Here is a 12,127-nt window from a genome sequence, read left to right as displayed (position 1 = left end):
CGGTGCGGCATCGCCGGCGACGTCGCACAGAAGCCATTCGGCTCGAGCTCGACCAATTGCTCGACTGGGCACTGAAGCGAGCCGATCGACACGACATCCCGGTCCGAGCCCTTCAGGCTGACGGCTACGCGACGGGCGTCATGGCGCAGGCGCGGCCTGAGTGCCACCTCGGTTGGACCACATTGGCCGGAATCGCCCGAGTGCAAAGTGATCACGCCCGCTTCGGCGGCGCCACCATCGACAATGACGGGACGGTGTCGTCGGCGATTCGAGGCGTCGAACTCGACGGTACCGGCGGCAACGCCGTGATCACCGAAGTCGCCTCGACCGTTCCGGGCGGACATGTGGTGTATGCCCGCGCGATGGGGCCCTTCCAGTTCATTCCGGATACCTGGAATCGCTGGGGAATCCGGGCCGACAGCGACTACGACGTCGTGGCCGGTGCGCTGGAGGATCAGAAACCTGTTGAAACCCAGGATCTTTCGGGTGGCCTGGACAACATCCACGACGCGGCGCTGTCCGCCGCCCGTTATCTGTGTGCCGCCGGCGGCGATCTGTCTACCGCCGCGGGCTGGGAGCAAGCGATCTTCGCTTACAACCACTCGCTGGTCTATGTCGACCAAGTGCGAAGCGTCGCAGTCAGTTACGACGCGTAAGCGGAAATTCAGGGCGTGACCAGTGCGCCCGAATCCAGATGGGCTCGTATCTCGAGCCTGAGCAAGGAGGTTCCATGTCCTCAACCAGAGTTTTCGGTCGACACGGCGGCGCCGTGTCGGTCGTGGGCATCTTGATCGCGGCAGCCGCTGCCGCAGGATTGCCGGGGGACGCAATTGCGGCTCCAGCCGCACGACCGGTAGAAAGTACCGCCATCTCCGACCAGGCAGGCTCCACCACTGCCCTGAAGGATTTCGCCATTCAGTCCTCGAAAGACGCCGGGGACAGCGGAGAAAAGATCTCGAGTCCCGATTACCGGCCTGATGGTTGGCACCCGGCCGGCCCGCGCTCGACTGTCATGGCCGCGTTGGTGGCGGACGGCACCTACCCGGACCCCTTCTTCTCCACGAACATGGACCAGCCCAAGGGGCCCTTCCAGGTGCCCTGGTGGTTCCGCTCCGAATTCACCGTCAACGACACCTCCGCCCGAACCTATCTGAACATTGAGGGGATCCTTTCCGCCGCAGACGTTTTCGTCAACGGAAAGAAGATTGCCGGCGCCGACGAGATAGCGGGCGTCTATCCGCGTTATGAGCGCGATATCACCGACTCGGTAAAGACCGGAGCCAATTCCGTCGCATTCCGGGTTCAGCCCAACGATGCGAAGAAAGACCTCACCATCGGGTGGATCGACTGGAATCCCAGTCCCGCCGACAACAACATGGGCATGTTCCGCGACATCGTCATCCGCCGCGCGGGTGCGGTGTCCCTGGACGACGCACACGTGATGACCGCGGTGGACCCGTCGCTCACCTCGGCCGATCTCACCGTGAAGGCCAAGGTGCGTAACACCTCCGACAACACCGTCACGACGACCGTCAGCGGAGCGATCGGCGAGGTGCGGTTCAGCAAGGACGTGACGCTGGCCGCGGGCGAGACCCAGCCGGTCGAATTCAACGCCGCCGACACCTCACAATTGCGGTTCGCCGATCCGCAGATCTGGTGGCCGGCCGGTATGGGTGAGCACCCGTTGTACGACTTGAAAATGACGGCGGAAACGAATGGGGTGGTGACCGATACCGCGCAAAAGCGGTTCGGCATCCGCACCATCGAGGCCCCGATCAACAAAGACGGCGCGCGGGAGTACTTCGTCAACGGCAAGCGCACCTTGATCCGGGGCGCCAACGATTCGACCGACATCCTGCTGCGCTGGAACGCGCAGGAGGCGGCCGATCGATTCACTTACGCACTCAACATGGGCATCAACGCGATTCGGCTGGAAGGACGTCTGGAGCCGGACGAATTCTTCGAGATGGCCGACAAGGTCGGCATGATGTTGTTGCCGGGCTGGGAATGCTGCAACAAGTGGGAGGAGGTCAAGCAGGCCGGCCCGCCGACGCCGTTGGAGGGCCGCGATCTCCAGATCGCCAAGGATTCGATGGTGACGGTCGCGGCCGAGCTGCGCAATCACCCGAGTGTGGTCTCGTTCCTCATCGGCAGCGACTTTGCCCCGCTCGAGGCGACCGGACAGGCCTACCGGGAGGCCCTCGAGGGCGCGGACTGGCAACTGCCGGTGATCAGCGATATCGACGGCAAAACCAGCGCAGGCTATCAGAGCGGTATGAAGATGGTCGGCCCCTACGAATGGGTGCCGCCGGTCTACTGGTACGCGAAACAGATCGGTGGCGCCGAGGGGTTCAACTCCGAAACGTCTTCTGGGGTAAACATTCCTACCTTGGACACCCTCCGGCGGATGCTCTCACCGGCCGAGCTCGAGGAGCTTTGGAAGCACCCTGAGGCGATCAAGTACCACCGCTCACCGACTGGTGCGGCCGAATTTCAAAGCCTGGCGGTATTCGCCAACGCAATGAACAACCGGTACGGCAAGCCTGCGAGCCTGGAGGAGTTCGTCCGTAAAGCCCATCTCTCGCAGTACGAGTCGGTCCGTGCCCAATTCGAGGCCTACGCCCGGAACTTCACCGACGCCGACCGGCCGTCGACGGGCCAGATCTTCTTCTTGCTGAACAGTCCGTGGACCTCGCTGCACTGGCAGTTGTTCGACCGCTATTTCGACCAGGAAGGAAGCTATTTCGGAACTCAGAAAGCCAATGAGGAGCTTCACATCCAGTACTCCTACGATGACCGCTCCGTCGTGGTGATCAACCAGCGCAATGAATCCGCGGCTGGGCTGACCGCGCATGTGGATCTCTACAACATGGACGGCAGTTCCAAGTTCCACCAGGATACCCCGGTGGACAGCGCGCCCGGAAACGGCGGCAAGGCCGTGGCTCTGACCATTCCGGAGCAAGTCGACAATCTGGATACGACCTACCTGGCCAAGCTGACTTTGACCGATGCCGGAGGCAGTGAGGTCAGTCGCAACGTCTACTGGCTCTCGACCAAACCGGAGGTCGTCGACTGGGAAAACAAGAAGGATTGGCCGTATACCCCGGCTAAGTCCTTCGCCTCGATGGAGGGTCTGAACCAGCTGGCCAAGTCCGAGGTGTCCGCGACTGCCACTAGTTCCACCGGCGCGGACGGACAGACGACGATGACCGTGCAGCTGACCAACACCGGAGGCGGAAGCACACCGGCACTGCTTACCGACGTCCATCTGGTCGACGCACAGAACAAGCCGGTGCTGCCGGTCACCTGGTCCAACAACCAGGTGACCCTGTGGCCTGGCGAGTCCGTGACCTTGACCGCCTGGGTTCGCACCGACATCCTCGCCGGGGCCACACCGAAACTGCGCGTTTCGGGTTGGAACCTCGACACCACGACCGCGGACGTGTCCGCGTCGTAGGACATGCGGCCGGCATCTGCATGCAGGTGCCGGCCGTGACCAACTCGGCCTTCAGCCCGGGTTCGGATCTCGAGGTCTTGTCCACCGGCTACCCGTTCACCTACCTGCGCGGCGACCGCTTCCTCGTGGCGGTGAATCCGCGACGCGGCGCGGCCGAGATCGCGCTCGACGCCGCACGACCGGGTCATGCGCGCGGTGGAAAATCTCGGCACCACGATCCAGGGCAACCGACTGCGGATCGACGGCTTCGGCTACGGGATCTTCGACCTGGCGTGACCCGTCAGGCATCGACGGCAATCAGCGACATCACACCGTCCTGATCCGCAACACCAACTCCCAGTCACCACAAGTGTCACCCATTGAGTAAGGAACACATCATGAAGTTATCGAGATCGATGGCTGCGCTTGCCGCGGCCGCTCTGGCAGCCGCGGCCGCGGTCACCCTGAGTCCGGGGACCGGTGTCCCTGCCGCGCAGGCACAGCCCGCGGCCCCGACGGTCGAGAACTCGACCGCGCGGGACGACAGCAGCCTCGCCGTCACCCCGCCGATGGGGTGGAACTCGTGGAATACCTTCGGCTGCAACATCGACGAGTCGAAGATCCGGCAGGCCGCCGATGCGATGGCCGACTCGGGCATGAAAGAGGCGGGCTACCAGTACATAGTGATCGATGACTGCTGGTTCGACCCGCAGCGCGACGCCCAGGGCACCCTCCGCGGCCACCCGACCCGCTTCCCCGGCGGCATGGAGGCCCTCGGCGACTACATCCACAGCAAGGGCCTGAAGTTCGGCATCTACCAGTCGCCGACCGATCGGACCTGCGCCCAGCGCGACGATGTCTTCCCCGGCTCCACCGGAAGCGCGGGCCATGAGGTGCAGGATGCCAACACGTTCGCCTCATGGGGCGTGGACTACCTGAAGTACGACTGGTGCTCGCCGGAGGGCACGCGGGACGATCAGGTCGAGCGGCTCACGCTGATGCGCGACGCGCTACGTGCCACCGGACGGCCGATCGTCTATAGCATCAGCAACAACAGCTTCCACCCGGTCACCGGCGCGGACTACAACTGGGGCGAGGTCGCCCACCTGTGGCGGACCACCGAGGACCTGCTCGACATCTGGCAGAACGGCAACACCAACAAATACCCGATGGGCGTGGGCAACGTCCTCGACATCACCGCGCCGCTCGCCGCGCAGGCCGGCCCCGGTCACTGGAACGACCCGGACATGCTTGTGGTCGGCCGACCCGGCCTCACGCTGACCGAATCGCGCTCGCACTTCGCATTGTGGGCGTTGATGGCTGCTCCGCTGATGGCAGGCAACGATATCCACAGCATGTCGGCCGACGTCAGCGCGATCCTGCGCAACGAGCGGCTCATCGCGGTGAACCAGGATCCGCTGGGCGCTGGTGGCCGCCGGGTGCGTGTCGACGGCGCGACCGAGGTGTTCGCCAAGCCGCTGAGCGACGGGTCGGTGGCGGTGGGGCTGCTCAACCGCGGCGACGGTAGCGCATCCGTCAGCACCACAGCCGCCGAGGTCGGCTTGAGCGGCGACTCGTTCACCGTCACCGATCTGTGGACCGGCGGCACGTCTTCCTCGACCGGCGCGATCTCCGCGAGCGTGCCCGCGCACGGTGTGGCCGCGTTCCGCGTCAGCGGCGGCACTCCGGTGGCCAACACCACCTCCATGCTGCGCAGCGACGCCGCCGACCGCTGCGTGGATGTCGAGAAGTCGTCCACCGCACCCGGCGCCGCCACGCAGCTCAGGGACTGCCACAACGCCGCGAACCAGCTGTGGACCAGCTGGGACGGCGGTGAGGTGCGCGTGTTCGGCAACCTGTGCCTGGACGCCTACGAGCAGGGCACCACTCCCGGCACACGGGTGATCACCGGGACCTGCAACGGCCAGGACAGCCAGAAGTGGACCTTCGGCTCCGACGGCACGATCCGATCTGTCCACTCCGAACTCTGTCTGGACGTCTCCGACGGCGGCACCGCCAACGGCACACCGTTGATCTTGGGGACCTGCCAAGAAGACGCGAATCAGCGGTGGACCAGGACCTGATGGGGATCCGGCTACCGCGCATTCAGGTGATCCAGGATGAGTGACGTGACGACCTCGTGGATCTCCTCCGGGATCCGGCTTCAGAATCACCCACTGCGTAAGCGGCGGCCGAATGAGCATCAGGTGGCCATCCTTCCGGTCAAGGGCGGGTGACCGGAGGCGGACACACACCCGTCCCTTCCCGCAGGGCGCGGGAAGGGACGGGTGTGATGGGACCTCGAGCCATTAGGTTGGTATCTAGTTCATAGGGGCCGGCCGGCATAGGTTCCGAATTCGGCCGATGCCTTCGATCTCGAGCTCGATGACATCGCCAGCAGCGAGATAAGGAAAGCGGCCGGAGAGTGCGACGCCCTCCGGCGCGCCGGTGTTGATGACATCGCCCGGTTCGAGGACGGCGTACTGGGAAAGGTGCCGCAGCAACCATTCCGGATCAGGATCGCGATGGATCATATGCCGCACACCAGCGAACTCGGGCCGCGCCAGCAGCCGCGGTAGCGCGGCCGCGACCGCCGCCGGCCGGTGCAGAGGCAGCCATCCCACCACTACGGTTGGGCGCTGGGCGGCACCTGGATGATCGGACCGGTCGGCAAGGGACGGCCGCCATCACCAGCTACCTGGACTTTCACGTCCACCGTGACGCGGACTCAATGCGCCACCTCAATCCGGTAGCCACGGTAACGCACAGTCACGACGATCCGGGGATTCGACGGGTCCCGCTCGATCTTGGTGCGGAGCCTACGGATATGGACATCGACCACCCGCTCGTCGCCGAAGAAGCCTTGGTCCCAGACACGCTCCAGCAGTGTCCGCCTGGTGAGGACGTTCCCCGGAACCGCGGCCAGTTCGGATAGCAGTCGGAATTCGGTATCCGTGAGATGCAGCAGTTCACCACCGCGCCGCACGGTCGCTCGCTCTGCTGAGAAGAGGAGCGGCCGGACCGGGTCGGGTTCCAGCACAACGTCATCCGCGGCCCGGAACATCGAACCCGATGCCGATGCCGCACTCAGCCCCATCCGCTGCATGCGCCGGCGCAGGGCCCGCATACGGGCGGTGATCTCCTTCACCTGAAACGGCTTGGTCACATAGTCGTCGGCCCCCGCCTCCAGCGCCGCCACAACATCGTGACTGTCATCTCGAGCGCTGACCACGATGATCGGTACATCGAAATGGCGGCGAATTTCCCGTATACACGTGAAGCCATCCATGCCTCCCAGCATCAGGTCGACGATCATGAAATCCGGTGCACCGTGCGCAGATAGGTTCGCCAGCGCCTCTTCGGCCTCTCGCGCTTCGGCCACCTCGTACCCCTCGCCCTCCATAGCCAACCGCAGCACGCTACGGACTCGATCGTCGTCGTCGATAATCATCAGACTCGCACCCATTTGCCATACCTCATCTGCTTTGATATCCATCACGCCAAACAGCCGAGTACCCCGCGCCTCAGGCCTATTGATCAATCCGCCATTGCGCGATTTCCTGGCGGGACTTTGAAATTGATGGGAGCGTAGGTGTTGCGCTACCGCATGGCGCGTGCCTGACGAAGGCGACATCGAGCCGATCGGCCCTGTCGATGCCGATGGACGGCGATGCCGATGGAGGCGGAGAGTATAAAGAGCGAGCTTCTGCGACTGACAAGATGCTGCGGGGCGGCCATGAGGTTCTCCGGGTCGTGCTGGAGCCAATTGATTTCGCAAAGTTAGGTCACCTGATTACGCCAGTCAAGCGGTAGACGAACACTTCTCGACAAGCTAACAAGTAATTGACATTCATTGCACAATCAAGGCGCGCCGACATGCACGGGATCACACGACTAGAGCATTCTTGAATATCGCACAGGCGTGCATGCCGCGCGAGGGAGGGATCATATGTTGTGCGGGTAGGCCTCGATCCGCATCACCTCCCGCGACAGGGGGATTCGGATGCTCGACCCACGCGCAGATCCCCCGGAGCACAGCCACGTATGGCCGTCTTCGATTGATGCGAGGTCATCAGCCGAATTTACCCCCAGCAAACCGAGTGGCACATTAGCCTCACGGCTGGAATTATTCGGCCGGTTGGACGACAAGAGAGGCCGGTTCAACAACTTCCCGAAAGAACCCTGGGTGAGTCGACGATTGCCTGGAATGCGCGTTTCACGCGTGCGGAGTAGCGTGAACGCCGAGCCTCAAACCATTCCAGGCAACCGCCGACAAATCCCCCTCCAAGCCCTCCCGCCGTGTCACGGGAGGACCGCCCATCGGGGCGGCGCTCAAGGCAATCCTGTATAGCTCGTAAGGATGCCGAAGAATATTCGCATCCGGAATAGCTGCCAGGCAATCCACAAATCGGCCCTAAACATTCGCCACTCGACGACCGAAGTCAGCCGTTCGGCTGCCAAATATGGGAGCCCGGATGCCGAGCAGGGCGATGGCAAGTTCCCCGGCGAGCACGGACGGCGAACAACCGTTCGATCCCAAGGAGATCTGGAGCAGTAGTTCGACGCCGATGCCACCAGAACCGAAGGCCTCGGCGAGCCGAACACCACCGGCTGCACCCGCACGCGCTGTCACGGTCGGGACGCAATCCGGAGATCATCGAGCCGACGCAGCGATACAGCTCCGCCGGAGCGCGTGTCGTCGCTGTGACCAATGCCGAGTCTCCGGTGGCCACCGCGGCACCGTGGTCGATCGCGCTCGGGGCCAGAGCGGAAAACGCGGTACCCGCTACGAAAACCGTTACGGCACAAATGCTTGTCATGCTCGCGCTCGCGGCCGGGCTGTGGCCTGGCGAGATGACAGAACGCGATGCCGCTGAACTATTTGGGAGCATTGCCAGTTTAACTTTCCGACACCGCACCGGTCGACGCGGCGGCTCAAGCACTGGCCTCCTACGACAGGATGGCGGTGGTTGGCCGCGGGGCATGTTTCCCGGCCGTGATGGAGACGGTGCTCGAGCTTCAGGAAACCACAGGCGTCGTCGCCGCTGCCTTCTCAACCGCGGATTTCCGACACGGGCCGATTGCGATGACCGGCCCACAAGCTCCCGTCGTGCTGCTGGCGGGGTCGGGTCCCTCCGACACCCTGGCCCTGCGGCCGCTTCTCGCGGAGCGGAGTGCGCCGATCATCGTGGCCGGCAGCGCAGTGGACGCAGACATCAGCTGGCCCGCTCCTAATTGCCGCGGCGAGTGTCTGCTCGCGACGGTGCGCGGTCAGCAGCCGGCGTTGGCGTTGGCCCGAGCCCGCGGGATTGATCCTGATCACCCCGCGGGATTGAACAAGGTCACCTTGACCCATTGAGAGGACGAAAGGGCCGGTGCCGTGGGCTCTTCCACGGCACCGGCCCTTCGGCCGTCGCTACTGCGATCTCACGGAATCCGCCAGCGCTGGGCCGCACTGTTGTTGCAGTCGGCGATTTGCAGTACGGATCCAGGCTCAACACTCGAATCCGGATCATCCAGACAGCGGCCGGACTCTGGATTCTTCAACGAACCGTTCGGCTGCGGCTGCCACTGTTGAGCAGCGGAGGATCCACAACTGGACAGCTCGACCTTGGTCTCCCCGCTGGCGACCTGGATACATTTGTCCAGCACACGCACCGTGCCGTCCGCTGGAACGCTGACTACCTGGGCTGCCTGACCATTGCACTGCCCCAACTGTATTGGCGTGCCGTCCGTGTTCGATCCGTCCTTGGCCTCGACGCACCTGTTGGCGGCTACACCCGCGACCATCTCACCAGCGGGAACCGATCCCGTGACCTCGAACGTGGCGCTCAGCGGCAGATTGCGGGATGAGTTCCCGACTGAGACCTGGTAGGTCCCACCCGGCGTAATCCACCCGTTCGAGGCGGTACTCCAGCTGGCCAGGTCTGCCGAGGACAGGGTGAAGTTGACCGTCTCGGATTGTCCCGGTTGCAGGTTTACCCGCTCGAAGCCGCGCAGCCGCCTCGGTGGTTCGCCCGCTGCACTCGGTGAACCGAGATACACCTGTGCCACATCGGCTCCGTCGCGGGAACCGGTGTTGGTGACGGTGGCACTCACGGTGACCTTTCCGTCGCCGTCCGGTCCGGAAACGGTCAGGTTCGAGTACTCGAACTCGGTGTAGGACAGACCGAATCCGAACGGGAACAGCGGATCCTTGTTCTGGGCGTCATACCATCGGTAACCGACCTGGCTGCCCTCGGAATACTGCACCACGTCGGCTTCTCCGGGCCACTGTATGCCGGTGGTGGTGGGACCGTCGGACAGGCTCACCGGGAAGGTGACCGGCAGTTTCGCGGACGGATTGACATCGCCGAACAGCAGCGAGGCGATGGCATTACCGTATTCCTGGCCCGGATAGAACGCTTCGAACACCCCGGCAACGTCGTTCAGCCAGGGCATCGTGATCCCCGACCCGGTGTTGAGCACCACGATCGTCCTCGGATTGGCGGCTGCCACTGCCGAAATGAGCTTGTTGTCATTGTCGGAGAGTCCGATCGTTTTCAGATCGCCGCCCATACCACCGGCAGCATCGAACTCGCCCTCATAGATGCCGGCGAACACCACCGCCACATCGGAGTTCCGTGCGGCGTCGACCGCTTGCTGCAACGGTTCCGCGGTACCGGGCGGCTGCCAGCCGAGTATGGCGGTGTTCGGCTCTTCTTCCTTGCCTTGGCTGTAATCGACCTCCAGCGAAACCTTTTGTCCTGCCGTCAGTTCCACCGTCCCGGTCTGAGTTTCGTCTGGTCTGGACGTCCACCGATCGATGACCGTGTTTCCGTCGATGACCAGCCTGCTGGCGGAATCACTGGACAGCGAGAACGTGTACGAGCCGTCGCTCGGCGCAGTCAGGGTTCCAGTCCATTTGGCGGACCATTCTATGCCTTTGACGCCGGGCGCCGGAGGCTCGCCGTTGAGCATGAAGTCGATGACGCTATCGGTCCGTGTCACGACGGGATCACCCGACATGTCCTGGTTCGAGTAGAACTGCGCCGTGAGCCCCTTCTCGCCGCCCGCCGCAGTCAATACCTCGGCCGGCACGTCGGGCAATGCGCCGCTGTTTCGCGGGCCGAACACATGCTGGACCGTCTTGCCCGATCCCGCACGGTTGGCGATCCCATCGGCGGGGGTTACCACGTATGGCGGGATGACCTGCGCACTTCCGCCGCCACGGGACAAGGTTTGCGGTCCCGCGTTCTCCCCGATCACCGCGATCGAATTCGTGTCCGGGTTCAACGGCAGCACGCCGGTGTTCTTCAACAGCACTGTGCCCTGCTCGGCACCTTGCCGCGCAGTGGCCGCGTGCTCAGGATTGGTCACGTTCGCGGTAGGTGATCCTGAGGGTTCCTTGTCGAACAGACCGAAGGCGAACATTTCTCGCAAGATCCGGTGCACCATGCCGTCGAGGCGCTCCTTGGACACCTCGCCCGAGTCGATGGCTGCGCGCAGCGCGTCCCCGAAATACACGGGCTTGGGCATCTCGATGTCCAAGCCATGGTTCGCGGAGTTGACGGTGGAGTGGGTGCTTTCCCAATCCGAGGTGACGAAGCCTTTGAAACCGAACTGGTTATGCAGGACCGTCTCGAGAAGGTATTTGTGCGAGCAGGTCCAGTCGGTCTCGAACGCCGGAACTGTTGTGGCGACGCGGCCGTAGGTGCACATAGCCGACGCGACATGGGCATCGACCGCATCCTGGAATTGCGGCAGATAGAGCTCCTGCAGCGTGCGAGTATCCACCACCGCAGTGTCCTTTTCGGTATTGCGATTGGTTTCCTGGTTGTATGCCGCTATATGCTTCACCTGGGCCATTACCCCTTGGGATTGGACGGCAGTGATATCGGCCGCGCCGAGTTTTCCAGCCAGGTACGGGTCCTCTCCCAGTGACTCGAACGCCCTGCCCCAGCGCGGATCCCGCACGATGTTCACCGTCGGACCCAGCGACACATTCGCCCCCTTGCCCGCGACCTCCTTGCCGATCACAGTCCCGTACTGTGTTATCAGATTCCGATCCCAGCTCGCGGCCAAGTTCACGGGTGCGGGCAGCTGAGTCACCCCGAACGACGAGTTGCCGACTCCCCCGGGTCCGTCGAGCATGTGCAGCGCCGGAATACACAGCGCCGGAATCGCGGGGAGGCTACCGGTGTAGTTGACCCTCGAACCGACCACCATTTTGAGTTCATCGGACAGGCTCATCGCGGCCACAACCTGATCGGCTCTCTCGTCCGCCGACGCGGACGAACCAACCCACGGACAAGCCGGGGCGGCCGCGACATCCGCAGCCGGCAATCCGACAAGAATTGATAGTCCGGGTAGGACACTGGCTGCGAGGCATAGAAAACGTATTCGCATAATAGACACCTCTGTGAGACACGGCGCATGTCCGTGCATATGGGTCGAACCACGTTCTAGGCATCGTCGGTCGAAAATGAGTTTGCTGAACGCGACCACGTCCAGTCGCAATGGTTCCACAGCTGGTGAGATCTGCCGAATAAATTGGAACGCGATAGCGCGACCGAAATGGTCTACCTATTCTAAAGGTCTACGAAGGCTTCATGGCCCGCCCTCGGGCAGTTGCGGGCCAGCAACAACTGGCATCGCATCGCACGCGAATGGCTGTATGGAGAGGCTCCGGTGACCGAGATCGGCCGGGTC

The 12,127-nt window shown here is 63.4% G+C and carries 7 protein-coding genes; 4 read left to right on the top strand and 3 right to left on the bottom strand.

All coding sequences use genetic code 11. The features are described from left to right. The 3 genes from ACWELQ_RS22015 to ACWELQ_RS22005 form a co-directional block, all read left to right on the top strand. Positions 1 to 656: hypothetical protein (locus tag ACWELQ_RS22015; RefSeq protein WP_452398922.1), on the top strand; the 656-nt coding region annotated here is incomplete at its 5' end. Between the two features lie 74 nt (positions 657 to 730). Then, positions 731 to 3,457, top strand: a complete 2,727-nt coding sequence (locus ACWELQ_RS22010) for a glycosyl hydrolase 2 galactose-binding domain-containing protein (RefSeq protein ID WP_452398921.1) — start codon at positions 731 to 733, stop codon at positions 3,455 to 3,457. 377 nt (positions 3,458 to 3,834) lie between these two features. Next, a complete protein-coding gene (locus tag ACWELQ_RS22005; protein ID WP_452398920.1) occupies positions 3,835 to 5,520 on the top strand; it encodes a glycoside hydrolase family 27 protein in 1,686 nt (561 codons plus the stop codon). A 237-nt stretch (positions 5,521 to 5,757) separates the two neighbouring features. Here the strand turns inward: ACWELQ_RS22005 and ACWELQ_RS22000 are convergent, their stop codons facing one another. Both ACWELQ_RS22000 and ACWELQ_RS21995 read right to left on the bottom strand, forming a co-directional pair. Further along, a complete protein-coding gene (locus tag ACWELQ_RS22000; RefSeq protein WP_452398919.1) occupies positions 5,758 to 6,063 on the bottom strand; it encodes a fumarylacetoacetate hydrolase family protein in 306 nt (101 codons plus the stop codon). A gap of 101 nt (positions 6,064 to 6,164) precedes the next feature. Next, on the bottom strand, positions 6,165 to 6,902 hold the full coding sequence (locus ACWELQ_RS21995; protein WP_452398924.1) for a response regulator: 738 nt from the start codon (positions 6,900 to 6,902) through the stop codon (positions 6,165 to 6,167). A 1,476-nt stretch (positions 6,903 to 8,378) separates the two neighbouring features. Between ACWELQ_RS21995 and ACWELQ_RS21990 the strand changes: the two genes are divergently transcribed. Next, on the top strand, positions 8,379 to 8,795 hold the full coding sequence (locus tag ACWELQ_RS21990; RefSeq protein WP_452398923.1) for an SIS domain-containing protein: 417 nt from the start codon (positions 8,379 to 8,381) through the stop codon (positions 8,793 to 8,795). A gap of 68 nt (positions 8,796 to 8,863) precedes the next feature. On the opposite strand, the gene ACWELQ_RS21985 is transcribed toward ACWELQ_RS21990, so the two are convergent. Then, on the bottom strand, positions 8,864 to 11,668 hold the full coding sequence (locus ACWELQ_RS21985; protein WP_452398918.1) for a glycoside hydrolase family 3 C-terminal domain-containing protein: 2,805 nt from the start codon (positions 11,666 to 11,668) through the stop codon (positions 8,864 to 8,866). Positions 11,669 to 12,127 lie beyond the last annotated feature (459 nt).

The organism is Nocardia sp. NPDC004722, from assembly GCF_053601505.1.
This window is presented reverse-complemented; position numbering and strand designations above follow the sequence as displayed.